Origin of the sequence: Priestia sp. YIM B13490 (assembly GCF_042787735.1) — a bacterium.
GTDB lineage: Bacteria > Bacillota > Bacilli > Bacillales > Bacillaceae_H > Priestia > Priestia megaterium.
The window spans coordinates 122,653-145,426 of sequence record NZ_JBHZOT010000007.1 but is presented as its reverse complement, the minus strand read 5'-3'; the positions used below and the strand labels follow the sequence as shown (position 1 = coordinate 145,426).

General features: G+C 34.2%; 26 protein-coding genes and 1 pseudogene. 6 read left to right on the top strand and 21 right to left on the bottom strand.

All coding sequences use genetic code 11. The features are described from left to right. Nucleotides 1-26: 26 nt before the first annotated feature. The 13 genes from ACFX4R_RS20735 to ACFX4R_RS20675 all read right to left on the bottom strand — a co-directional run bounded on the left by ACFX4R_RS20735 (nucleotide 27) and on the right by ACFX4R_RS20675 (nucleotide 11,709). Nucleotides 27-974, bottom strand: a complete 948-nt coding sequence (locus ACFX4R_RS20735) for a transketolase family protein (protein ID WP_013056350.1) — start codon at nucleotides 972-974, stop codon at nucleotides 27-29. Then, nucleotides 974-1,825 (bottom strand): transketolase, encoded by an 852-nt coding sequence (locus ACFX4R_RS20730; protein WP_074897096.1) that lies wholly within the window; start codon nucleotides 1,823-1,825, stop codon nucleotides 974-976. The genes ACFX4R_RS20735 and ACFX4R_RS20730 overlap by 1 nt, the downstream gene beginning before the upstream one ends. 311 nt (nucleotides 1,826-2,136) lie before the next feature. Beyond that, on the bottom strand, nucleotides 2,137-3,483 hold the full coding sequence (locus ACFX4R_RS20725; protein WP_377570197.1) for an MFS transporter: 1,347 nt from the start codon (nucleotides 3,481-3,483) through the stop codon (nucleotides 2,137-2,139). A 16-nt stretch (nucleotides 3,484-3,499) separates the two neighbouring features. Beyond that, entirely contained in the window at nucleotides 3,500-4,084 is a 585-nt protein-coding gene (locus ACFX4R_RS20720; RefSeq protein WP_043980698.1) for a TetR/AcrR family transcriptional regulator, read from the bottom strand. A 92-nt stretch (nucleotides 4,085-4,176) separates the two neighbouring features. Next, a complete protein-coding gene (locus ACFX4R_RS20715) occupies nucleotides 4,177-6,690 on the bottom strand; it encodes a PEP/pyruvate-binding domain-containing protein (RefSeq protein WP_377570194.1) in 2,514 nt (837 codons plus the stop codon). A 799-nt stretch (nucleotides 6,691-7,489) separates the two neighbouring features. Beyond that, on the bottom strand, nucleotides 7,490-8,161 hold the full coding sequence (locus ACFX4R_RS20710; protein WP_377570192.1) for an HAD family hydrolase: 672 nt from the start codon (nucleotides 8,159-8,161) through the stop codon (nucleotides 7,490-7,492). Nucleotides 8,162-8,296: 135 nt separating this feature from the next. Beyond that, on the bottom strand, nucleotides 8,297-8,515 hold the full coding sequence (locus ACFX4R_RS20705) for a hypothetical protein (RefSeq protein ID WP_323618841.1): 219 nt from the start codon (nucleotides 8,513-8,515) through the stop codon (nucleotides 8,297-8,299). A 38-nt stretch (nucleotides 8,516-8,553) separates the two neighbouring features. After that, entirely contained in the window at nucleotides 8,554-8,769 is a 216-nt protein-coding gene (locus tag ACFX4R_RS20700) for a DUF6366 family protein (RefSeq protein ID WP_323618842.1), read from the bottom strand. Nucleotides 8,770-9,460: 691 nt separating this feature from the next. Next, nucleotides 9,461-9,985 carry a hypothetical protein gene (locus ACFX4R_RS20695; RefSeq protein WP_323618843.1) on the bottom strand — a complete coding sequence of 175 codons (525 nt, stop codon included), beginning with the start codon at nucleotides 9,983-9,985 and terminating at the stop codon, nucleotides 9,461-9,463. Nucleotides 9,986-10,370: 385 nt separating this feature from the next. Beyond that, nucleotides 10,371-10,559 carry a hypothetical protein gene (locus ACFX4R_RS20690; RefSeq protein ID WP_025749207.1) on the bottom strand — a complete coding sequence of 63 codons (189 nt, stop codon included), beginning with the start codon at nucleotides 10,557-10,559 and terminating at the stop codon, nucleotides 10,371-10,373. Between the two features lie 53 nt (nucleotides 10,560-10,612). Beyond that, nucleotides 10,613-10,807: a DUF6980 family protein gene (locus tag ACFX4R_RS20685; protein ID WP_025601776.1), complete on the bottom strand. Its 195-nt coding sequence runs from the start codon at nucleotides 10,805-10,807 to the stop codon at nucleotides 10,613-10,615. A gap of 28 nt (nucleotides 10,808-10,835) precedes the next feature. Beyond that, nucleotides 10,836-11,195: a hypothetical protein gene (locus ACFX4R_RS20680; protein ID WP_098790787.1), complete on the bottom strand. Its 360-nt coding sequence runs from the start codon at nucleotides 11,193-11,195 to the stop codon at nucleotides 10,836-10,838. Between the two features lie 49 nt (nucleotides 11,196-11,244). Then, nucleotides 11,245-11,709: a hypothetical protein gene (locus ACFX4R_RS20675; RefSeq protein WP_028409950.1), complete on the bottom strand. Its 465-nt coding sequence runs from the start codon at nucleotides 11,707-11,709 to the stop codon at nucleotides 11,245-11,247. 232 nt (nucleotides 11,710-11,941) lie between these two features. Between ACFX4R_RS20675 and ACFX4R_RS20670 the strand changes: the two genes are divergently transcribed. Continuing rightward, nucleotides 11,942-12,136, top strand: a complete 195-nt coding sequence (locus tag ACFX4R_RS20670; protein ID WP_025749210.1) for a hypothetical protein — start codon at nucleotides 11,942-11,944, stop codon at nucleotides 12,134-12,136. An 81-nt stretch (nucleotides 12,137-12,217) separates the two neighbouring features. Here ACFX4R_RS20670 and ACFX4R_RS20665 read toward each other — a convergent pair whose 3' ends face one another. Next, complete coding sequence (locus tag ACFX4R_RS20665; protein ID WP_323618844.1) at nucleotides 12,218-12,886, bottom strand: type 1 glutamine amidotransferase domain-containing protein; 669 nt, start codon at nucleotides 12,884-12,886, stop codon at nucleotides 12,218-12,220. A 332-nt stretch (nucleotides 12,887-13,218) separates the two neighbouring features. Between ACFX4R_RS20665 and ACFX4R_RS20660 the strand changes: the two genes are divergently transcribed. After that, nucleotides 13,219-13,800 (top strand): DUF2087 domain-containing protein, encoded by a 582-nt coding sequence (locus tag ACFX4R_RS20660; protein WP_097823829.1) that lies wholly within the window; start codon nucleotides 13,219-13,221, stop codon nucleotides 13,798-13,800. Nucleotides 13,801-14,078: 278 nt separating this feature from the next. Here ACFX4R_RS20660 and paiA read toward each other — a convergent pair whose 3' ends face one another. Beyond that, nucleotides 14,079-14,603 (bottom strand): spermidine/spermine N(1)-acetyltransferase, encoded by a 525-nt coding sequence (gene paiA / locus ACFX4R_RS20655; protein ID WP_043980683.1) that lies wholly within the window; start codon nucleotides 14,601-14,603, stop codon nucleotides 14,079-14,081. Nucleotides 14,604-14,622: 19 nt separating this feature from the next. Then, nucleotides 14,623-15,075: a MarR family winged helix-turn-helix transcriptional regulator gene (locus tag ACFX4R_RS20650; protein WP_043980681.1), complete on the bottom strand. Its 453-nt coding sequence runs from the start codon at nucleotides 15,073-15,075 to the stop codon at nucleotides 14,623-14,625. Nucleotides 15,076-15,191: 116 nt separating this feature from the next. Here ACFX4R_RS20650 and ACFX4R_RS20645 point away from each other — a divergent pair, with 116 nt between their 5' ends. Next, the gene (locus tag ACFX4R_RS20645) at nucleotides 15,192-15,836 is read left to right on the top strand and encodes a YczE/YyaS/YitT family protein (RefSeq protein ID WP_162213965.1); all 645 of its coding nucleotides are present in this window, start codon (nucleotides 15,192-15,194) and stop codon (nucleotides 15,834-15,836) included. Between the two features lie 109 nt (nucleotides 15,837-15,945). Continuing rightward, complete coding sequence (locus tag ACFX4R_RS20640) at nucleotides 15,946-16,446, top strand: GNAT family N-acetyltransferase (RefSeq protein WP_097823833.1); 501 nt, start codon at nucleotides 15,946-15,948, stop codon at nucleotides 16,444-16,446. A gap of 51 nt (nucleotides 16,447-16,497) precedes the next feature. On the opposite strand, the pseudogene ACFX4R_RS20635 reads toward ACFX4R_RS20640, so the two are convergent. The 3 genes and pseudogenes from ACFX4R_RS20635 to ACFX4R_RS20625 all read right to left on the bottom strand — a co-directional run bounded on the left by ACFX4R_RS20635 (nucleotide 16,498) and on the right by ACFX4R_RS20625 (nucleotide 18,479). Continuing rightward, nucleotides 16,498-17,261: pseudogene (locus ACFX4R_RS20635) on the bottom strand (class I SAM-dependent methyltransferase). Nucleotides 17,262-17,405: 144 nt separating this feature from the next. Next, the gene (locus ACFX4R_RS20630; RefSeq protein ID WP_165575324.1) at nucleotides 17,406-17,855 is read right to left on the bottom strand and encodes a GNAT family N-acetyltransferase; all 450 of its coding nucleotides are present in this window, start codon (nucleotides 17,853-17,855) and stop codon (nucleotides 17,406-17,408) included. Nucleotides 17,856-17,906: 51 nt separating this feature from the next. Next, the gene (locus ACFX4R_RS20625; RefSeq protein WP_323618848.1) at nucleotides 17,907-18,479 is read right to left on the bottom strand and encodes a GNAT family N-acetyltransferase; all 573 of its coding nucleotides are present in this window, start codon (nucleotides 18,477-18,479) and stop codon (nucleotides 17,907-17,909) included. 281 nt (nucleotides 18,480-18,760) lie between these two features. On the opposite strand from ACFX4R_RS20625, the gene ACFX4R_RS20620 reads away from it, so the two are divergent. Next, entirely contained in the window at nucleotides 18,761-19,507 is a 747-nt protein-coding gene (locus tag ACFX4R_RS20620; protein WP_377570186.1) for a phosphorylase family protein, read from the top strand. Between the two features lie 109 nt (nucleotides 19,508-19,616). On the opposite strand, the gene ACFX4R_RS20615 is transcribed toward ACFX4R_RS20620, so the two are convergent. Both ACFX4R_RS20615 and ACFX4R_RS20610 read right to left on the bottom strand, forming a co-directional pair. Further along, nucleotides 19,617-20,003: a MerR family transcriptional regulator gene (locus ACFX4R_RS20615; RefSeq protein ID WP_043979067.1), complete on the bottom strand. Its 387-nt coding sequence runs from the start codon at nucleotides 20,001-20,003 to the stop codon at nucleotides 19,617-19,619. Beyond that, nucleotides 20,003-21,271, bottom strand: a complete 1,269-nt coding sequence (locus ACFX4R_RS20610) for an MFS transporter (RefSeq protein WP_043979070.1) — start codon at nucleotides 21,269-21,271, stop codon at nucleotides 20,003-20,005. Before ACFX4R_RS20610 ends, ACFX4R_RS20615 begins: the two co-directional genes overlap by 1 nt. 423 nt (nucleotides 21,272-21,694) lie before the next feature. On the opposite strand from ACFX4R_RS20610, the gene ACFX4R_RS20605 reads away from it, so the two are divergent. Then, the gene (locus tag ACFX4R_RS20605) at nucleotides 21,695-22,771 is read left to right on the top strand and encodes a cyanophycinase (protein WP_377570184.1); all 1,077 of its coding nucleotides are present in this window, start codon (nucleotides 21,695-21,697) and stop codon (nucleotides 22,769-22,771) included. Nucleotides 22,772-22,774 lie beyond the last annotated feature (3 nt).

The following is a 22,774-nucleotide window of genomic DNA, read 5'->3' as shown; positions in this document are numbered from 1 at the left end:
GCTTCTTCTATTTAATTTAGTTAGTCTTAAATCAATTCTTTAGCCGTTTTGATAATATTTTCTACAGTAATTCCATTTAACTCTAACAGTTTTTCATAAGGGGCAGATTGTCCAAATTGATCCTGTACACCAATTCTTCGAACCGTACCTTTTCCCTCTTCCGCAACTACTTCACATACGGCACTGCCAAGGCCGTTTAGAATATTGTGATCTTCAACCGTAATGATTTTTCCGATATTTAAGCAATCAACCACTGCTTCTCGATCTAAAGGCTTAATAGTATGCATGTCTAGTAATTTCACAGATATGCCTTGTTTCTCTAATTCTTTCGTTGCCTCTAAAGCGAGTCTTACTGTATCGCCGTTGGCAATAATAGCGATGTCGCTTCCATCTTTAATTTTCTTCGCTTTTCCAATTGTAAACTCTTCATTTTCATCGTAAATCATTGGAACCGTATCGCGAGTAAAACGAAGATATACAGGTCCGTACACTTTAGCAGCTTGTTCTACTAGCTTTCTAGTAGAATAATAGTCAGCTCCCATAATGACGGTCATATTGGGAACCGATCTTAATACACCCATGTCTTCTATAGCTTGATGACTTCCGCCATCATTAGCTGGCGTTAACCCCCCGTGTGAACAAGCAATCTTTACATTTAAGTTAGGATAGCAGACTTCTTGTCTAATTTGTTCAAGCATTCTTAACGAACCAAAAACCGCGTAAGTGCTTACAAAAGGAATTTTACCAGTCGTAGCAAGTCCAGCTGCTAACCCAGCCGCATTTTGCTCTGCAATTCCTACATTAATATGCTGGTCAGGTAATTGCTTGATAAAGTTTACTGTTTTACACGACTTTGCAATATCTACATCAATGACATAAATATTCTTATTTTCTTTCCCTAATTTTACGATTTCATCTCCAAAGGCCTCTCTCGTAGCTTTTTTTACAGTAAGATCTTTTTCTAGTATGCTCATTATCTTAAACCTCCTGCTACTTCTTCCATTGCTTGATGATATTGTTCTTCATTAGGAGCAACTCCGTGCCAATCAGCCACATCCTCCATGAACGAAACGCCTTTACCTTTTACCGTGTCACAAATGATACATTTTGGTCTTCCATTCTTCGCTACTCTTACTTCATCCAATGTTGCTACAATCTCTTCCATGGAGTGTCCATTAATTCGCTTTGTTTCAAAACCAAATGCATCAAATTTTTTCTCTAAATCTTGCAATGGCATAATTTCATCACAAAATCCATCGATTTGAAGTCTGTTATTATCTACAAACACAACTAAATTATCTAATTGGTACTTAACTGCTGTTTGAGCAGCTTCCCAAATTTGTCCTTCTTGACATTCTCCGTCTCCTACTAAAGAAAAAACTCTATAGTCTTTAAAATCTCGTTTACCTGCGATTGCCATACCTACGCCACACGAAAGTCCTTGTCCTAGTGAGCCTGTTGAAATATCAATACCTTTGCACTTTTTCATATCTGGATGCCCTTGAAACGGAGAACCGTATTCTCTTAACGTGTATATCGTTTCATAGGGAACGAATCCTCGTAAAGCTAAAGCGGAATACTGAATGGGACAAACGTGACCTTTAGAAAGTACAAATCTATCGCGATCTTCCCAGTTAGGGTTGTGCGGATCAACATTCATTTCTTTAAAATAAAGCGCTGCCATAATATCAGCCGCAGAAAGTGAACCTCCTGGATGGCCAGACTGTGCTCCATAAATCATTGTAAGAGCTGTTTTTCTTAATTGAATGGCTTTTTCTTTTAATTCTTCAATACTAATTTCTTTCATTTTAGTCACCTCATTAATTTATGACTTGCTGTTTTCTAAATGATATATCCATTAACATATAATTTAGTATACTTAGGTAACTTGTATACTAAGTAGCTTTGTGACTTAAGTGTACATCTGAAATGCGAATTCGTCAATAACAAGATTGAATTATTAGAATTTTTTTATTTAAAACAAGTCATTTTTGAAGGACAGATGAATTCATCTGCCATTTTCTCCAAGATTTTTAAGCAAAAAAATAAGTACTGCTCCTATTTTAGAAGCAGTACTTATTTTTTATTGATTAATTAGTAAATTGTGTATATAAACAAAAGCTTTATCAAAAACAACTATGCTTTTGCGCTAGAATTATTGCTGCTTATTACATCTTGGCTACTAGATTTAATGCTTCTAGCTACTAGTATACCTACTATCCCCGATATCCCTAAAATAATGAAGATGTAGTTATAGCTTGTAACGAGCGCAATAAGCGTGGACGAAATAATACTTCCAAAATAACGAAACGTTGAATAAATGCCAGAGGCTGTACCAGACTGTTCTTTGCTTACGGAGTCCAACGAGGCAACCTGCATGCTTGTTAAACCTATTCCGGTCGAAAAACCTCCAATAATTAAAGCCACTATAAGAAAAAGAATAGATCCAATGTTCTCTAAAGATAGAAAAAGAATATTAGAGACAATAATCATAGCAAAAGAAAACCCAATCACTTTTTTAGAACTAAACTTATTGTTTAATAATCCACCTATCCAGCCGCTTAAAGACATTGAAATCGAAAAAACTGATAAAACAAGCCCTGTTTGCGCTGTAGATAAATGAAATTGAGACTTCATTAACAGAGGCATAATTAATAAAATCACATACATAACAAAGTTGCTAAGCATAATAGATAAATTAGCGCTTGTAAAGGTGGAATTTTTAAATAAAGAAAAATCGGTAATCGGGTTTTCTGCCGTATTTTCTCTTTTGATAAACAAGATTGTAGATAAAATAAATATTATTCCCATTATTAAAGCCTTGGTAAATTTCATACCGTGTATCAATAAGATCAATAAAGAAATGCTAATTGCTAAATAAATGGAACCTTGAATATCTAAAGTACTTGTTTGCTTTTTAACATTAAATTTAGGAATCATAACTATTCCGCCGATTAAAGCTAAGAAAAGAAAAGGAACGTTGACCCAGAATATAGCTTCCAAATTGAAGTTTTCAAGCAGGACAGACCCTAATAAAGGTCCAATTGCAGCACCCAAACCCATCCCCATTCCAAATATACCTAGAACTTTAGGAAGCCGTTCTTTTGGCACCACATATCTAATGATTGCTATAGTGTTTGGAGTAAGTAAAGCTCCTCCTACTGCCTGCAGTGATCGAAAGATAATAAGAGAAATGAGATTAGTTGAAAATATACAGCCTAAAGATGCTATCAGAAAGAACACCACGCCCCATAAATAGATATTTCTGTTTCCATATAGATCTCCTAGCTTTCCAGCGATAGGCTGAGTGACAGCCATTACAATTAAATAAATAGTTACTACCCAAGAAATACTTGCAAGTGGTTCATTAAAATGAGCCGATATGGTTGATAGAGCAACGGCAATCATTGTCGAATTTATTGGTACAAGAAATGTCCCAATTAGTAATGAAATAATCAAGATAAGCTCTTTATGTTTACCCAAACATTATTGCCTCCTTTTAATGGAGAGAAATTCCTTTTATAAACGTTTTTATACTGTTTTTTATCATATCTTGATAATCTGCATGTAAGGCTTTGTCTCCAAAATTTAGTTTATACATAAAATATCCCCAATACGTACTTAGGAAAATCTCCGCTTGTGTACAGCAATCTAATTCTTTGATGTATCCTTTCCTTTGCATTTCTTCAAAGTATTCTTTTAGTATTTCTTTCGTATCATTAATTTTTTTCAAAATTTCTTCGTGCGCCTGTGAGAAAATTAAAGGATCTTTTAAAGCAATTGAAATCATGTCTCGGTTATTATCAAAGTCTTTTAGTAACAGGTAACCGAAATTCGTCAAATCTTTTTCAAGCTCCCATTCAATTGATTTATCAAAAATTTCAAGCGAAAAGCTTGTTGTTTTGACAATAGCTTGAATAATGCCTTCTTTATTGCCAAAGTGGCGAAAAACAGTTAATTCATTAACGCCAGCTTGTTCTGCAATTTCTCTAGTGGTAGTACCTTTGTAGCCTTTTTCTTTAAGCAGTTCTATTGTAGCTTTTGTTATCTTCTTTTTTGTTTCATCTTTTTTCATGTTAATCATCCTTTATGCTTCCTGAATGTAAGTATTTACTTTCCATTAGGCAGTATATAAAGGAAAAAGAGCTGTTGTCAAATGGAAGCGAAGAGAACTATTTATTCATTTAAAAGCGTGACAATTCCATTCGTACCATCGACCATGACCATATAGCCATCTTTTAGCTTATCCGTACTTATTTTCGTGCCAACCACTGCAGGAATTTCATATTCACGTGCAATTATTGCCGAATGAGAAAGAATACCTCCAGCGTCAGTAATAACAGCCCCCGCAGTTTGAAATAAAGTAGTCCAAAGTGGAGTAGTGGTCTTACATACCAAAACATCACCTTTTTCCAGCTTGGAAAATTCCTTCGTATTTAAAATGACCTTTACTTTTCCGGTATATGTTCCCGAGGAAGAGGCTAACCCTTTAATAAAATGTTCGCTGTTAGCGTCATTTTCTTCAATAGCTCCCATATATTTCTCAGCTTCTTTTAGGTGAGCTGGCTCAGGGACTCCGAAGTATCTAGGCAAATTAGACATTTGTTCATGTTCTGCGTGTTCTTTTTTACGTTTCTCAACTAATTCTGTCACGTCTACTGGATTTTCTAAAAGAGACTTTACCTCATCAAGATATAAGAAGAAAATATCTTCTTTCATTAGAAAAACATGATGATGTACTAGTAAATCACCTAGATTGAGTAGGAATAAACGAGCTTTTGCGTCCAACATTGCATCGATATAAAAATGATGGTCATCTCTTATAACAGAGGCATCTAATGCCCACTGATAATATTTTTTAAACTCTTCTTTGTGTTTGCTATCCGCTATCTGTTCCAGAAATTCATTATAGTTCTGTTCACGTTTTTTGACCGTCTGTTTGAAATTCTCATCAAAGTTGTAACCGTCATTAACATACCCTTGAATAATCAATAACGCGTGAAGAGGATTCTCTAGCCAAGTTTCCCCTACAAAATCGTGACTTACGACGCTTCGATATCCATACTGTTTTAGAAAAGTATCTACTTCAGCCATAAAGCTTTTTGCTGCTTTATTTTCCTCTAATTTCTTTAATAAAGTTTCTGTACATTCTTCTTCAAAGATCTTAGTAAGTTCCGCATCGTCTTTAACTGTTAAAGCAAGTCTAGAAAGCTGTTGATCCGTTTCCAACGATTTGTTCATTTTCCCGGTCAATAGCTCATAAACATCATGTCCGGATTTTTTATTTGTAAGGTTTTTATAGTATTCTTCAGCCTTAGTATTTAAAGACATTTGAGGCATAACAATGTCAAAATGCAAGTCATATGCCGTTTTATAAAAATCAGTCAAACTTTGAAGAATCTCTTTTCCTCTCTGAAGATTGAGATTTCCTCCGGTAAAGCTATCTAACTTGTTATAGTAAGGCAAGAATTGTTCCGTAATTATTTGATTCATTCGTTTTGTTAGGATTGGATAAATACTTTCCATCAATTCTTTATTTTCTTGGAATCTTTTCTTGGAATCTCCTTTAAAAGGCTCCATTTTTGTATAGATATGACCTTTATAAAGTTTTAAATTAAGTCTATTAAACATAAACTTTAACTTTTTAAAACTAGCAGCTGTTCCTTCAGAAAATGCCGGAATAATAAATGAAGCGTACAAAGGACTAACAGCATGAGAAAAACTTGTGTCATTTAAAATCCAAAACTCTTCTATATCTTCGAAACTTAAAGATATATCTTTTTGGAAAGGAGTTAATTCTTTAGTTTCTGTTAATGTGGTAATCGCTCTTGCCTGTAATAGATATACTTGATTGTTTTGAACACCAAACTCTATGTCTACGGGATATTGGTAAAGAGCTTCTACTTCTTTTGTTATTTCGGCCAGCTTAATAATTGTTTCATTTGTTAAACAAAACCTTTGCTGCTCATCTTCCGTTGTTTCGATTTCTTCAACGCCTTCATCAAGTGGAATTATTTTTACTTCCTTTAGCCCTTTCTCTTTCTCTATCTCAAAGGTTTGTTTATTAACCAGATAAACATCAGGTGTTACTATGCCCGATACGATTGCTTCTCCTAGTCCATAGCTGGCATTAATCATCATTTCTTTTGTATTATGAGTAACGGGGTTTTGACTGAATATGACTCCCGATACTTCGGACTCAATTAACCCTTGAACAACAACTGCCATTGAAATTTCATCAAAATCAGCATACATATTTTGAGTATATTGTTCGACTCTTTCAGTAAAAAATGAAGCCCAGCACGCTTTTACTTTATTTAAAAAATCCTCAGGGCTTTTCACATTAAGATAGGTTTCATACTGGCCAGCAAACGATGCACCTTCTAAATCTTCAGCACTGGATGATGATCGAACAGCTACTGATGTATAAGAGCTTTTTAGATTTCGAAATGCCTCTATGAGATCCGATTCAATTTCAATAGGAATTTCCCCTTGCAAAATTCTCTCGTGGATATTATCCGTTTGACGATTAATCCCATTCCATTCGATATATCGCTTTAAAGCTTCTGTTTGAATAACAAAGCCATCCGGAATCGGTAAATTTTCTTTTTTCATTTTTATAAGGTTTAAAGCTTTTGCTCCAACTTTTTCATTCGCCTCGTCCACCTTTTGAAAACTTAAACTATACATTAAAAATATTCATCCTCCTACAAATTAGTTTTAAAATGTAAGTAACTACTTACTTTATATTTATTTTAATTCTTTTAAATTTTTATGGTCAATAAAAAGTGGTAAAACATTTAAAAAATGCATATTTAGTTGTGCTTTATTTTAATTTCACTTAAATAATATTCCTCTTTTTTATTACATTTTTTAACTTTTATTAGTCTTTTTTATTATAAAGTCTAAATAGTTAACCAATTAAAAAGTTAATAAAAGAAATGCAAAAAACCCCACCTAAATTATGGTGGAGGTTTCCTTTTTTATAGTTGGGTTAACCATTCATTATCTCTGAGTGCTTACAAGCTTCCACTGGCTGAGTGTCAATTTTATCTTATATCCTCTAATATATAACTGAGCGCTATCAGATTTACGAATCATATGCGAAGTCATAATCAAAAATCTCCTTTCTCATAGAATTATTTTTAATATAAAACTATTTTGGAAATCTTAACCTAAGCATAGCTCAGGATTGTAAACCATTTATTAATGACAAGAAAAGATTATGTAAACATTGGAGAGTTGTAGGGGAACCACTCATTAGTTATGTTTCAACTTCAATAGATTGAGATTTCTATATGTATGAATTCATTGACGAAGCAGAAACTGCAGTGAAGATTCAAAATCAAGTGGATGCCAATGCTGTAAGGTAAATCAAAAGGATAGGCCTTTAAAGACCTATCCTTTTACATAGCATATAAAAAATTTATTCTCTTAATAAAATTGAGACATTAACCAGCTATAACGGTTACGTACAAAGATCAGTCTATTAGATTGACAAGCTACTATTTATGTTAGATACAATAGTTTTTAACTCCTTCAAATCATTTATTACCACATCAGCCTGCGCAAGCTCAGCTTCTTGAGCAAAATCGAAATTACACCCCACTGCCATTAAACCATTATCCTTTGCAGCATTGATATCAGATAGGCGGTCTCCTACTACTGCAGCATGTTTGATATCATATTTCTTTATAATTGTTTTGACTAGCTCTCCTTTATCGAGGGTTTGGATTTGTTGGATACTAAATGTCTCTGTCACCCAATTATTCAAATCGTAATGGTCTACAATTGCTTCTAAATATTCTTTTAAACCGTTACTTGCTATGTAAATGGAACAATTATTTTCTTTTAAATAGCTAAAGACCTCTTTTACATTGGGATATAAAGCACCTTTCCCTTTTCTTATATTCTCCACTAAGCTTTTCAAAAAATACTCATCCGTATACTTTCTCATTTCATCTGAATGACTAGGTAATAAAGCTTCCCATACTTTTGGTAAAGGTACACCCATAATCTCACGATACTTATCAATAGGAGTGCGAGTATCCCATTGATTGAGTGCTCGTAAATGGGTAAAGGTATCGTCAAGCGATAATTCTAAAATTTTATCTGTTTGAAACAGCGTTCCATCCATATCAAAAATCAGTGTTTGCAACATTAAGTATCTCCCTCTTTCAACAGTACTGAATACGTATCTATATATAATACCATAAAAAGGAAAAATAGCAGTTGTTAAAAATCATAATGAATATTTTCAGCACAAAAAAGCACCTAATCATTTATAGGTGCTCTTTTAAACTTTACATACTTTGTTTGAAATAATAAATGCAACGGTCGCTGCTATAATAGAACTTAAAAATGGATAATTAAAAGAAAAAATACTGAGCGTTGAGCTACTCAAATGCTGTGAAGTCTCAGGTACATATGTAAGTGTAAGAAATAGCCCAGAAACAATTTGAAAAGCAAACAGTAACACTATAAAACTACCAATAAAGACTGCATAATTTTTCAAAATGACTCCTCCAGTACTCTTAATTTATAAACCTCATATTATTTTAAAAATAGGGACACAGCGATAAAGCCTATAATCAGTACAGTAATAAGTATACCTAGCCCCTTCCATCCTAAGCTGCCTGCTAAACCAGATAGGTTTCCAGCTTCATTTCTGTTAAATGCATTGTTCATATTCCCTGTGGGGTTTATCTTGACCTCTTCGTGTTTTAATCTCTCTCTTCTTCTTTCAGGTGTTTCTTTATCTTCGCTCATCGTCACACCACCATTTTTGAAATATTATAACATATTATGGTTAAAGTGTAAATTAATGGGTTTTTGTTAAATTCCTTTTCTTACACTAACTGTACACATTTTTTTTTAATAAGTATGAAACACCGCTTTGTAATGAAGAAGTATACAACGCTAGTTAATATAATTACTATTACAAACACCTGCATCAAAGAGATCCTCTTTATGTAAGGGGATCTCTTTAATAACCTTATACTAGATACACATTCTTCAAGTTTTTTTGTGTACGCTTATTTATGTAAAACATCTTCTTTTGTGATTACTTTTTCATAAATTAGTGGTTTAGTTCCTGCTTCTGGCAAAAGATAAATAAAGACAGTAAACGTAAGTTGAAGGATTGAAACTACAGCTAAAAATAGAAAAAGACGTTCCCTGTCCTTAAACCATATTACTAAACATAAAACTAGAGATATTAATGACAAAAATAAAAAAAGAAAAAAGCTATATGAATAAGAAACACCATAATGATAAGAAATATCTAAAAAGAAAAATACTATATAGAGAAGTATAAAAGCTGACGGTACTACTTTAGTAAACGTACTCAATAGGAAAAAACCCTTTCTGTTTATTTGTTTTAGATTTATAGCTCAAACATACTCAATTTACATAAATGAGTACATATTAAAAGCTGCAGCAAAAATGAGTATTACTCATCTTAATTATTTATTTTTTGAACCAAAATGCCTCCAACTTTGTCCTTGTCATCTAAAGAAAACTCAATATTGAGTTTATGATTTTTATCAAAATACCCTATTATTGTTGCTCCGGTATCTTCTCTTTCGTAATAATTTTCTCCATATGCCCTAATAACATCTTTTTTGCTGTCACCAGTATGTATTCCCTTTTCGCTACCATACTTGCTGCTAATCAAGTCATACCTGCTGACTTTATTATCTACTATTTTAAATTCAACATCATACTTTTCTGTACTTTTTCCGTAAACGTAGGTAGTGTACGGAGGCTGCTCAGCAACCTCTATAAATTTTGGTTTCTTCCTCAAATAACTTGCTACGTCATATTTAGAACTTCCTACTGATACTGACTTAACGTTTTCTAATTTAAGATTGGTGGTTTTGGTACTTGAATAGTATTTTTCCTTAGGTGTAGAAGATGGATCGCAGCTTGCTAATAATAATAAAATGAGTGGAAAAATAAACAAAAAATAGCTCTTAATGCGCACTGTTAGACTCCTTTATATAATTTGTGTTTACTCTGACTCTCAGAATTTTCTAATCTATTAACTATTTTTCTTTTGCATATACAAGTCGATCGAATAGAAAATACTAGCTGCAAAGTAATACATGGCGAGTATAGCTAACGTCTCATAGACAGATTCCGCAGCGCTATTTTTCACAAAAGAAAAAACAGTACGCACTACAAAGAAAACGATAGGATAGACTATAAATAAAGAATTAAATTTACGATTCATAACAACATAATGTTCCTTTATTTGGATATTTATGATTATTATAACATATAATTTTCTTTCTTATTTCTTTACTACATATTCTTTAGGTTTTTCATTTACATAATTATTAAAGGTACAACATCAAAAGAAATTCTTATTAGTAGGTCTTCTTTTGATTATCCGTTGTTTTCGATTTCTTATCTAAGATGAATTTTAAATGGCTACTAAAGATGAATAAACCGCAGATGACCATCAACCAGCGCGTAACCCCTTGATGTATAGGATCAAAAAGGTTTAATAAAACGATTCCTAATCCTGATAACATAGCTAGATAACGAAAAATCAAGCCCCATCCCCCATTCCAGAAATGAAGAGGATCTCCTCCCCTTCATACTTAATTCATAGCTTCGCACCACACCATGGGCAAAATGAAATTCCAATGATGGATGAACCACCATCATGGATAATTAAACCGTATTCCTTATTTGTTTTATCAAATAAGATAAGATTATCTGGACAATCAAACGGATCACTGTGAATATCACACGTAAAGTTCGCATGATAATTCATATAATCGCAGCAATGCTTTTTCATTCGTTTTCTCCTTACTGTATCGTCATTATTACTTTTCTCGGTAAGCTGAGCAGTGGTCATTTGAAATACGATAATTTTCCTTACCGGTCGGGGCTGCTACCTCAACTAATTTATGTCCTAGCCGGTCCCATACTGCTACTGTATGCAAAGATACCCATTTCAGATCTCCTCTAGCAAGACGAAAAGAATCATACCAGTTTTCAGTCGTTACTAATAGATTTCTATAAGTAAGTTCCTTTTTCCTTAAGTGTTTAATTTCCAGCACAAAATCTAACATATTTTCTTCCTTAGGCACTTGAATAATTCGCGCTATAAATGTTCTGTTAGGATTTTTTTTCGTTTTATAAACTTTTTCCCTTTCTATTTCTAGCTCTGGCCTTCCCCTCATATTCCTTCTCCCTGTGTATTAACAAATAATCTCAGTGCTAAGTAGAAATCTATAATTGGTTCAGTAATTCTTCTAATTTTTCTTCAATATCAGCCTCTAAATGATTTTTTGACAAATCATACAAAGTGCCTGTCCCTTTAAAATACCCACTAAAGTAATACCATAATTGGATGTAATGAACGTATGCATCTTCTTCATCTGTAAATCCATCAAAGTTTATCCCAACCTGGGAACGATATTCTTTTTCTAAACACTGCTCCGAACTTAGATTTGGCAGTTGGTCGCCATCAATATCCCGGCACACCCATATTTTTAAGTTCTGCTTACCATCACGTTCAAATTTACTTCTATATTTTTGCTGAAGACTTTTGCAGTATGCCTCTCCTACTTCTTCCAACTTTACTATATCTCTTTTTAAATTCTCATTTATTTCACTCTCAGGGACTAAAATATATTTGTCATCTGTTTCCTGATCCTGTTTATCCATAAATAGCTTTTTTAATTTATTAAACAAGCTTTTCCCACCTATCTAAAAAAATAATACAAGCATGTTAAATTCGACTAAAGAAATCTTATTTCCTTCTCTGAGCTCTAGTCGTCATAACTAGTATGATATCAGCTACTTCCTTACAAGTAGATTCTTTTACTGGAGTGCTGATTTTCTGACATACTTGTAATTCAATATTTTTTACAGCGAACACATGTGTTAAAGTGTAAAGTAGTGAAGCGAAAGGAGTAAAAACAACATGGCTCAACGAATCGTCAATATGTTTTTATCTGTCTTAGCTGCTTATGGAACGTTAATTTTAACCAAAAACATGAGCATTGCAGATAATATCTTTGTGACACAGATTGTTCGTCTGATCATTTGTGTTGTAGCTGTTATCATTGTGACAGGAATTACTACATACATTTTCAGAAATAAACCTTCTAATAAATAAAAGGGCTGCTATTTAGATAGCTGCCCTTTTTATTTTCCTTAATTCCTATTTTATTTCACCCTATTAAGGTCATACATACTTTTACGCGTTTAAAGCACGCACAAATTCTTTTGCGAGGCTGATAGTAGACTGTGGATTTTGTCCTGTTAAAAGCTTTCCGTCTACTTCAATATGATCGCTCCAATTATCTTTTGCAATAAACTCAGCGCCTAGCTCACGAAGCTTTGTTTCAAGAAGAAACGGCATGTATTTATCTAAGGTTGTATCTTTCTCTTCTGAATCAGTAAACGCTGTAATACGTTTACCCTTTACAATCGGCTCACCGTTTTTAAGCTTTCCGCCTACAAGAGCTGCCGGTCCATGGCATACTGCTGCAATCAGCTTGTCGTCTTCAGCAAATTCTGTTAACAAACGGTGTAAGTGCGTATTGTCTGGAAAGTCAAACATTGTTCCGTGCCCTCCAGGTACAAACATGCCTGCAAAGTCTTGTGAACTTACTTCAGCTAATGATTTTGTATTCTCTAAAAGTTTTCCTGCTTCTTTGTCTTCGTCCGTCACATCATCTGTTAAGCTGTTAGGGTCCACAGGTGATTTTCCGCTTTTTGGACTTGCTACGACTACTTCGTATCCTTCTTTCTTAAATGCTAAATATGCTTCAGAGAATTCTGTAAGCCAAATGCCAGCAAGTTCTCCGTTTTCCATTGTATGTCCATTTGTAACAACCATTAAAATTTTTGAATTTCCTGTCATGATTTACTCATTCCTTTTTCATTTATTATTTATTATTTACATACATGTATCTTTAATAATTCATTTATCTCTTTGAACATGTTCCCCGGTATTATTTGATGAAAACATGGTAACTTTTTCTTAATAATAAAAAGAACAGGTAAAAACAATGGTTAAATTATACGAAGAAATAGACGCTTTTTTTATAGTTTGAAGACTATACAGGGCAGATTTTTTTATACGCAGTGTGAAAAGTGATCACTTTAAATATTTTTACTTTTTTGACATATACATCTAATTCGATATACATCTAATTAGATGTATATCGAATTAGGGAAAGAAGGTAGTACGCTATGCAATTAGATAAGTTGGTGAATTATCATAAAGCCATTGGTGACCCTACCAGGATTAGAATTATTTCACTATTAAAAAAAGGGCCTCTTCACGGGCAAGCCATTGCTTATAAGCTGGGGTTACAGCCTTCAACTATTACTCATCACATTTCAAAGCTAAGAGATGTAGGAATTATTTATCAAAGAAGACAAGGGAACATTATTTATTTTTATCTAGACCTTGAAAGACTCGAATATAACTCGAAGGCTATTTTGAATATTGGAGAGGATTCGATGGAAAATCAAGAAAACCATTTACAGGATAAAGACAAATTATCAATTGTTAAAAACTTTATAAATAGTGATGGAACTTTAAAGATCATTCCAAGTCAAAGAAAGAAAAAGAACGTGATATTAGCTTATTTAATACGTGATTTACAGCATGGAAAAATGTATCAAGAAAAAGAACTGAATGAACATATAAAAAAATATCATGAAGATTACGCAACGATTCGCAGAGAGTTAATTATGCAGCATTTTATGTATAGGCAAAATGGAGAATACGAGTTAAATCCGAAAGAGATGTGGCCCGTTATCTTTTAAAATGGACGTAAAAACGTTCATTTTTTAAACTTTCTAATTCGATATATATCTAATTAGTCTATGTTATTTCAAATAGAATTAAAGTAAATTGGTAAGCATGTGACATTAATTTCATTCTCCTATATGCTGGCACAGCAGTCATATTAGTTTGCTTACTGCTTACCCTAAAAGCATCTGCTTTGAAAAAAAGCATAAAATCTCTGTATGCAATAAGGATTATCCTCTACCAGTTAAATTAGTGAATAATCCTTATCGTACTTTATTTATCTTTTAAAAAACTATAAAAGTGTTTTAACCATAATGAAGTCTATTTGTTCTTCGTCTCCCATGTAAAACGAGTGAGATCCGGTTTGAACAAATCCCTGTTTCTTATAAAAAGCAATCGCATTTTTATTTTTTTCCCATACACCTAACCAAATTTTCTTTTTATTAAGTGTCGTTGCTATCTCTACTGCTTTATTAAATAAATGTTTACCAAGCCCTTGTTTTTGAAAGCTGTTACCTATATAAATTCTTTCAATTTCAAGCGCTTCTTCCCCCATCTCTTCAGATTGAGCATCACCCGTATTAACCTTTAAATAACCTGCAATTTCATGATTAACATACATAAAAAAGAATTGCGAGGACGTATTTGATAGTTCTTTTTGTAGCTGTTCTACTGTAAATGCTTTTTCTAAATAAGCTTTCATGTTTTCAGGTGAATTTTGATCTTTAAATGTTTCATTAAATGTTTTGTAACTAATATCTTGAAGGTGATTTACATCTTCAAGAGTACACTTTTTTATATCCATCATCACTGACATACGCCTCTCCTTTATATCCTCAATAATTTCTCTTGTTTCCTTTTTTGACAAACTCCCAGTCTGCTTCTATATTTTTTCTTACTCTTTGAACCAACTTAAGAATGGTATCTGTTTCTTCCTGGGTAAAACCTTCTAATGCCATTTTATCGGAATAATCATTTTCTCTTTTTATAACTGGATATACGCTCTTCCCTTTTTCAGTTGGAAAAAGATTTTTATTTTTTTTATTGTGGGGATCGTCTTTCTTCTCAATAAAACCATTCATTTCAAGCTTTTTTATAGCCCGAGCCGCTGTTGTTCGATCTACTTTTATCAACTCAGCTAACTTTTCTTGAATGATTCCCGGATTTTCACATATTCGCACTAAATACAAATACTGCCCCTTAGTCAGGTCATACTCTTTAAATTCTATATTACTAATCGAATCCAATGCTCTTGCTATCATTCCAATTTCACGCAGAATTTCACTCATAAATATCTCCTTTGCACATATTTTTGTTGCAAATACAATAAAAATAATATACGTTTAATGTACCTTAAAATAGTTGCATTTGCAACAAAAAATAATAAGTAAAGGAGCTGATTACAGTGAAATATGTTGTTTATGTAGGAGGAATTTTACTATTAACTCTGGGAATTTCTTTAACGATCCAATCCAACCTAGGAGCTTCACCTTTTGATGCACTTTTAGTTGGACTGTCCCTAAACGTAGGCCTTAGCGTTGGAAGCTGGGAAATGATACTTGCATGTGTATTAATTTGTGGTAATGCCCTTTTAAGCAAACAAAAGCCGGAAGTACTGGGACTGTTAACAGCATTCATAACGGGTCTTGGTATTGATGTATGGCTTTTTTTATTAGAGAGTTGGGCTCCCTTTGAAATGTGGTACAGCAAATTATGTTGTTTTGGAATTGGTTTAATCATTATAGGTGTAGGAACCTCAACCTACTTACATACAAATTTTGCACCCATTCCAATTGACCGCTTAACATTAATCATACAAAAACTAGCTAACACAAATTTATTTCTCGCAAGAACATTGATTTACTTCACATTTTTACTATCTGCGATGCTTTTAAACGGACCAATTGGTGTCGGAACGCTATTAACCGTGTTTTTAGGCGGCGTGCTGCTTAATTTTTTTATGCCCATTACAAAAAAAGCAGTAGACTGCATATTACCAAAATCTCATACCTCACAAAGTCATATTCAAGACAACAAGCGTTCCATATAGATACATTTTTATTACTCAACTATCGTAATAGATTTGCACCATAGTACTAGATATAATAAGAGCAATGAGGAGGAAACATTTAATGAAGGAAAGGGGTTATTATTAATCAATGATTGTATTGTATGAAGATAAGTATAAAGAAGCAGTTATTCAACTAATATTGCATGTACAAAATGTAGAAGCTGGTGTAGGTATTAGTGTTGAAGAACAGCCGGATATTTTAGACATTAAGTCAAACTATCTCCATACCGGCGGTAACTTTTGGATAGCTTTGAATGATAAGCAAGAAGTAGTAGGATGTATTGGGTTGCAAAAGAAAACCAGTGAAATAGGCATATTAAAGAAATTTTTTGTCTACAAGCACTATAGAGGAAAAGAGTTTGGAATAGGAAAAAATCTTTATGCTTCTTTACTTCTTTTTGTGCAGAAGCACGGGTTTTCTAAAATTATTTTAGATACTCCATCTCAAGCTACTCGATCACATAATTTCTATAAAAAAGCTGGGTTTAAACAAGTGACCAAAAAGGATCTGACAGTTCAATATGATTATCCAGATCGAAATTCTCTTCTTTTTGAGCTAGATTTATCTAGCAAACAATTACATAATTAAACCAGAGAAAGCAGGTCTCCAGTTAGAGATCGGCTTTCTCTGGTTGATTACCTATTTATTTACCTCAGCTTTAATAATAAAACGATGTTGTTCTACGTCGAAAAAACCTTCAGACTCTATAATTTGATGTATGTTATACAATCCGCCGATATGTGTTTCGATATCAAAATTAGAAACTTGCCAAGGAATTGCCTTTAAATAAAAGACGAGCGCTCCAATATCATAAAATCTCTGTACAGGAAACTCTTCTTTGCAAGAAATGATGTTAAAAGAACTTTGGTTAAGCTCTTCTATTGCTTTCTTTAAGTTCCAATTACAAAACTCTTTATTTATTGGAACCCCTATACATTCATTGATTCGTGAACAGTCTAAGCCCCCACTTGTTGCGTAAAAAACGTGCCTTCCTTTGACAAAATCCTGCTTACTTCTGAAGCACAAAAAGATTCGTGCTGGTTCAAAATCAAATCAAATGTATCATCTTTAAACGGTAAATTTGCGTCTTCAGTTCGTTCAACAACTGTGACACCAAGCGGTTCTAAACGTTTTTTAGCGATTGGAACGTTAGGTTTGTATCCTTCTGTAGCGTACATAACGTGAGGAAAAGGCTGTAACAAAGATAAAAATTCTCCTCCTCCTGTTCCCATATCTAAAGCGGCATTAGAGTTTTGAATAAGACGAAAAGCTTCACTTCCGTACGACCACGAAAGCATGTCGCTATCCATACGACCAGTACGAGTAATAATAGAAAAATCCCATCCAGTAAAATCAACATTTGTATCGTCTACAGCGTTTAAAAAATGTTTGTCCGTTATCATATTAAACTCCTCCTTTTTATAGCTAGCATTAATCATCTATCTTAAACTAGTAAAAGGCGGACCACGGACATATAGACAGCGTTGTTATGTTTCATGTGCTAACGTATTCACACTAACCGCTCCTTTATTAAAATTACGTATGCTTCATTTGTTTGTCCATTCATATGTAATATCGGGTAGTTTCTCTTCGTTTTCACATCCTCTTTTTATAATACTGAAGCCGTGTTTCTCGTAAAACCTCTGGGCATTTTTATTTCGTTCAAATGTACGTAATATTAATTTTCCATTTGATTCTGTCTTGGCTCTTTCGAGTAAAAGCTGTCCGATTCCTCCTCCTTGATAATCTACATGAACGTACAGTTGGCTAATTTCGTCAGCATGATAAGCAATCATTCCTACTATTTGTTCATCCATTAACGCTAATTCAATTTTATAGTGTGCTGACAATATATGATTTAAAAAATAGACATGACGGTCAAAACTGTGCATTTCCTTTTGTTCAATCGCTTTTTCTTTACTATCTCTCCACATTTTTACCGTTTGTTCAGCAAATTGAGGATGATAGTGAACAATATCAACATTAAAATGGGCCATACATTTTCCCCTTATCTGTCATTATGCTATTCGTATTCTTAATAACGATGTCTAGATATTCCCTTCATGTGGTTGAAGCCTGTCAAAATCTTGTTTTAATAAAGAATACATATATAAATCATCAAATTTTCCACACGTAAATTCATAGCTTCTTAATAAGCCTTCTTTTATAAAGCTATGCTTTTTTATTAATTTTTGTGAAGCAGTATTAGCAGGCTCTATTAATGCTTCAATTCTCCGCAAATTAAAATGTGTAAAACCATATTTTATAACAGCGCCCAATGCCTCATTAGCAATCCCATTCCCCCAGTAATCTTTGCTTAGCTCATATCCAATTTCTGCACGGTAATGGTTATGAACTCTATTAAGAAACCCGCAGCTGCCAATAATGTCGTCTTGTTCTTTAAGAGTAATACCCCATCTTATTCCAGATTTTTCGTTTAAGATCGATTTATACCACGCAATCTCATTTGAAGCATCTTCAACCGTTGTAAAAGGCTCTAGACCGTAGTGTTTCATTACTTCTTTATCGGATAGGTATTTTAAAATACTGCCTGCGTCTTCTGCTGCAATCTCCCTTAGGGTAAGCCTTTTTGTTTTAATTATGGGAAAATAATTTGACACCTGTACCTTCCCTCCTCTTATCCATTCACTAAACGGAGCTTTTCTCACAGCTTTATCTAATTTAAATAAGCGTTAGTAAGAAATTTCTTTTATTATTACTGAATTCCTTTTTAATTCTAAATATTTGTCGAGAAATGAGCAAAAAAAGCACGCATAACTTCATTTTTAAATCAGCACTGTCATTTCTTTTATATTTGTTAGTTCTAAAAATTAAAGGAATGAAAGCTAGTAATGAAGAATTCTTTTCTAACTAGTCTAAATGAGAAAATAAGGAGAAAAAGATGAAGCTGTATGGCGATTTTGAAAAAGAAGATTGGCTAAACGTATTAAAGCTACCAGAAAAAGAGCTGCCTAATGCATTTATTATTCATGGTGAGTGGGAATTTCAAGATAATATAAATTTATGGAAGGAGATCTTATCCACTGATGTTCATATGCCTAAATGGAACACGGTAATAGGTAAGTTAAATAACAGAAACATAGGATTTGCGAATGTGTACGGCAGTCCGATGGCGTCAAACATCGTACATCAATTTGCCGGCAGCGGAACCGACTTATTTATTCAAACGGGATATTTTGGAGGCTTATCTTCTATTATACAATATGGAGATATCTTAATCGTATCTGCAGCAAAAATGCAAGATGGCGTATCACACTGGTATTTACCAGAAAAAACGCTTGTAGAAGCTGACCAAGAGTTAGTGGAAGCCGCCTGTAGATATTGTGAACAAAAAGGCTACAGCTATATAAAAGGACACGTGGTCAGTATGGGTGCCATGCTGATCGAGACACTTGACATGGTAAAGGAATGGTCGTTTGCAGGTTTTCTCGGTGTGGATATGGAGACAGCTACCACTTTGGCCATTGCTCATAAATTCAACAAGCGGGCTGTCGGCTTATTAAATTTATCAGACCACCTTCTTCACGGCGATACTCTTTATTCGTATACAAAGGACAGAGAGTTAATAGAAAGTGCAACTGATAAAGCAATTCGCGATGTAGCTCTTTATTTAAGCAGTACATACTAGAATAGAACAAACAAAACAAGATAACTGTGCAGTTATCTTGTTTTGTTTGTTTCGCAGTTTTTAACACCTGTATAGTTTGGGTATGAACAGGATTCTCTGTTATCAGCATTTAAATTTTTATTTGTTTATTGTTTAAACCAGCTTCCAACGTATCGTACAGCGCAAGTTTATAATTAATTCGTTCTAGATGCAGGTAGGTTTGCGACATGTCTGCTTCCACTTTCTTTTTATGCTGAAGCATCATCTTTCTACGTTCGCTGATGGTACTTTCTCCTTTTTTATATGACTCTACATACTGTTTAATCTCGACAAGCGGCATCCCTGTTGCACGTAAGGCTAAAATAAACTTGACCCACTCGATATTCTGGTCATTGTATAGACGGTGATCATGTTCATTTCGTTCCACAAATGGTAAAATGCCTTCCTTTTCGTAGTATCGCAGAGTGGGCGCAGACAGCCCCGTTTTTTCTTGCATGTCTCTCATTGTATAAGACATTAAGAAGCATTCAGCACCTTTTGCTCCTTTTTTCCTTTTTCTTTAATTAGTAAGACACCTAACAACCCCATCATTGAAAACAAAATGGGAATCATAAAAGCATAATGATAACCAACATGCAGCGAACGCTCGGGGAATAAATCCAGGACATTTCCGAAAATACTAGGTAATAATACTGCGCTTAAAAAGCCTCCCATATTGGCAAAACCTGATACAACTCCTACTTCTTTTACTGAGAAGGATTGACGTACTACGGCAAATGTCAAAGCGCTTGCGCCGTTTCCAAAGCCGATGATAAAAAGCAAAATAACGACTAGCATGAATGAAGGTTTCACGCCGGAAAGTAATAACCCAGTCCAGCTAAGCACCACAATAAGATGAATAAGTGAATAAATTTTTTTAATGGAATTTAACCTGCTTGATATCCAGCTGATTAAAGGTCCGCCAATCATAGCGCCAAACAGACCATACATAATAAGCTGACTTGCATCAGCGCGAGATAAATGGAACACATTCATTCCATAAGGAACTCCCCAAGAACCAATAAAACCGATATATGTACCAACTACACCAAAATGACAAAGAAATGTTGCCCAGGCTTGGCGAGTCGTCATCACTCTCCTTAGGATCGCCCATACACTTTCCGGAGTCTTAACAGAGGATTTATTTGCTTTAGCATCATCTTGAAATAATCGTTTAGGTTTCACCACCAAAACGACATAAAGCAGGTAGGATACCGCCATTAAAACTAGACCTATGCTAAGAAAGGGAACCCTCCAGCCTGAAAATGAAATCCACATAGACAAAGGCACGGTAGCTGATAATGAACCTACACTTCCTACCAGCCCAATTAAACCTAATAGCTTTACAAACTCATTTCCCTTAAACCACTGACTTAAAATTAACACTAAATTGACAAAAATCATGGAGTCTCCCGTACCGACTAGTAAACGAGAGAAAATTAACACATATTCGTTAGGAGACGTGCTGTAGATAAGACTTCCTATTCCTGTTAAAAGCGACCCTATAATCAAAAATCGATTGGGACCGTATCGGTCAGAAAGTAAACCAATAGGAATCTGAAGACCTGCATATGCTAAAAATTGTATACTAGTCATTAATCCTATAACAGACGCTGAAACGTGAAAATCTTTCATTAACTGTTCTGTAATAAGTCCAGGGGCTGTTCGTTGACTGACAATCAAATAATACGCTAATAAAGCGGTTCCAAAAACAACCCATCTGTAGCTACTTTCCTGTTTGTTCATTTTGACAGATCCTCTCATGTATAATTTTTCTGCGTAGAAATGCTGGTGGAAAATGTTTAAGAGATGAAGATATTGATAGAATGAAGGTCTGTTTGATAAATAAGTCGCTATTGCGGACAGCTCTTCTTTTTATCCTTGTTTTTCCTTTCTATTATAATTTTAAGTTTTTAAAGGTGATTTTTCAATGAGGGATGTAATCTTGTAATATACCTTTTGCAATTTCTTTTCACTATTAGATATCCAAGTTAGAGTTGTTCTCGCCATTTTTCGGGTGTAAAAAACCTTAATAATGACCCATAAATAACCTGTATTACACATAGAGCTTTTAAAAAAAGCCTTCTTTCACTATTTTGCCGGTGTTCAATAAGTTGGTATAAAACTTGCATGTTCATTTATGAACACTTATTAAAGGAGGAGAACTTTATGAAAAAAGCTGAACGTAAGAAAAGTATTAAAAAGCAGGTCATTACTTGTGCTGTTCTCGCGGTATCTCTTTTACTTCCAATCTCCACTTCCGCTGCTTCTGCACCTTATACGCTTTATCAAGTCGGAAGTACTGCAGACAAAGCTACTAGTACAAGCTTCGGGCAAGTCTATATGGGCGGAAGCATCGATGTAGATGAAGCATTCAAATGGATGATTCAAAAGGCAAACGGCGGAGATTTCTTGGTTATAAGAGCGACGGGTACTGACGCCTATAATTCATATATCTATGACCTCGCCAAAAGCATAGGTAAGCCCCTTAACTCTGTTAGCACAATTGTTGTTGATGATTTAATAAGAGCAGGTTCAGACTCTTCTTTAATTGACAAAATTAACAAAGCAGAAGGCATCTTTTTTGCTGGAGGCAATCAAGCTGATTACGTAGATTTCTTAGAAGGATCCCCAGCTCTTACAGCCTTAAATAATCGTATTAATCAAGGCATTCCTTTTGGAGGAACAAGTGCCGGCACCATGATTCAAGGTGATCACGTTTATGACTCTATCTCAGCAGGCTCTACAACTTTAGATTCGAAAACAGCGCTAAACAATCCCTATAGTTCTCTTATTTCTTTTACAGATTATTTGATTCAAACCCCGCATAATAATAACATTCAAACAGACACTCATTTTGAACAACGAGATAGAATGGGACGTTTTTTAACATTTCTTGCACGTAATATCCAAGACGGAGAAGAAACTGGAACAAGCGCCAAGGGAATTGCTGTTAATGAACAGTCAGCGCTTCTGGTAGAAAAAGATGGTTCAGCTAAAGTAGTAACACAGCCAGGCTCTACAAATGCAGCTGTTTATCTAGCTAAAACGAATAAGGCGCCTGCTACTTGTATAAGTGGTCAGCCGCTGACGTTTAATAATATTTCTATCTATAAACTATTTAATGGCAGCACTTTTAATCTTTCCACTTGGACGGGTTCTGGAGGGTTAGCTTATACTTTAAACGTAAACGGCGGTGTTATTACTTCCTCTACAGGAAAAGTATACGGAGGAAATCAGCCGTAAACG

What these genes read in the sequence shown, in the direction of transcription:
- ACFX4R_RS20735 (WP_013056350.1), bottom strand. Translation starts at nt 974, where the DNA reads ATGAGCATACTAGAAAAAGATCTTACTGTAAAAAAAGCTACGAGAGAG.
- ACFX4R_RS20720 (WP_043980698.1), bottom strand. Translation starts at nt 4,084, where the DNA reads ATGATTAACATGAAAAAAGATGAAACAAAAAAGAAGATAACAAAAGCT.
- ACFX4R_RS20715 (WP_377570194.1), bottom strand. Translation starts at nt 6,690, where the DNA reads ATGTATAGTTTAAGTTTTCAAAAGGTGGACGAGGCGAATGAAAAAGTT.
- ACFX4R_RS20710 (WP_377570192.1), bottom strand. Translation starts at nt 8,161, where the DNA reads ATGTTGCAAACACTGATTTTTGATATGGATGGAACGCTGTTTCAAACA.
- ACFX4R_RS20700 (WP_323618842.1), bottom strand. Translation starts at nt 8,769, where the DNA reads ATGAGCGAAGATAAAGAAACACCTGAAAGAAGAAGAGAGAGATTAAAA.
- ACFX4R_RS20685 (WP_025601776.1), bottom strand. Translation starts at nt 10,807, where the DNA reads ATGAAAAAGCATTGCTGCGATTATATGAATTATCATGCGAACTTTACG.
- ACFX4R_RS20680 (WP_098790787.1), bottom strand. Translation starts at nt 11,195, where the DNA reads ATGAGGGGAAGGCCAGAGCTAGAAATAGAAAGGGAAAAAGTTTATAAA.
- ACFX4R_RS20670 (WP_025749210.1), top strand. Translation starts at nt 11,942, where the DNA reads ATGGCTCAACGAATCGTCAATATGTTTTTATCTGTCTTAGCTGCTTAT.
- ACFX4R_RS20665 (WP_323618844.1), bottom strand. Translation starts at nt 12,886, where the DNA reads ATGACAGGAAATTCAAAAATTTTAATGGTTGTTACAAATGGACATACA.
- ACFX4R_RS20660 (WP_097823829.1), top strand. Translation starts at nt 13,219, where the DNA reads ATGCAATTAGATAAGTTGGTGAATTATCATAAAGCCATTGGTGACCCT.
- paiA (WP_043980683.1), bottom strand. Translation starts at nt 14,603, where the DNA reads ATGTCAGTGATGATGGATATAAAAAAGTGTACTCTTGAAGATGTAAAT.
- ACFX4R_RS20650 (WP_043980681.1), bottom strand. Translation starts at nt 15,075, where the DNA reads ATGAGTGAAATTCTGCGTGAAATTGGAATGATAGCAAGAGCATTGGAT.
- ACFX4R_RS20640 (WP_097823833.1), top strand. Translation starts at nt 15,946, where the DNA reads ATGATTGTATTGTATGAAGATAAGTATAAAGAAGCAGTTATTCAACTA.
- ACFX4R_RS20630 (WP_165575324.1), bottom strand. Translation starts at nt 17,855, where the DNA reads ATGGCCCATTTTAATGTTGATATTGTTCACTATCATCCTCAATTTGCT.
- ACFX4R_RS20620 (WP_377570186.1), top strand. Translation starts at nt 18,761, where the DNA reads ATGAAGCTGTATGGCGATTTTGAAAAAGAAGATTGGCTAAACGTATTA.
- ACFX4R_RS20615 (WP_043979067.1), bottom strand. Translation starts at nt 20,003, where the DNA reads ATGTCTTATACAATGAGAGACATGCAAGAAAAAACGGGGCTGTCTGCG.
- ACFX4R_RS20610 (WP_043979070.1), bottom strand. Translation starts at nt 21,271, where the DNA reads ATGAACAAACAGGAAAGTAGCTACAGATGGGTTGTTTTTGGAACCGCT.
- ACFX4R_RS20605 (WP_377570184.1), top strand. Translation starts at nt 21,695, where the DNA reads ATGAAAAAAGCTGAACGTAAGAAAAGTATTAAAAAGCAGGTCATTACT.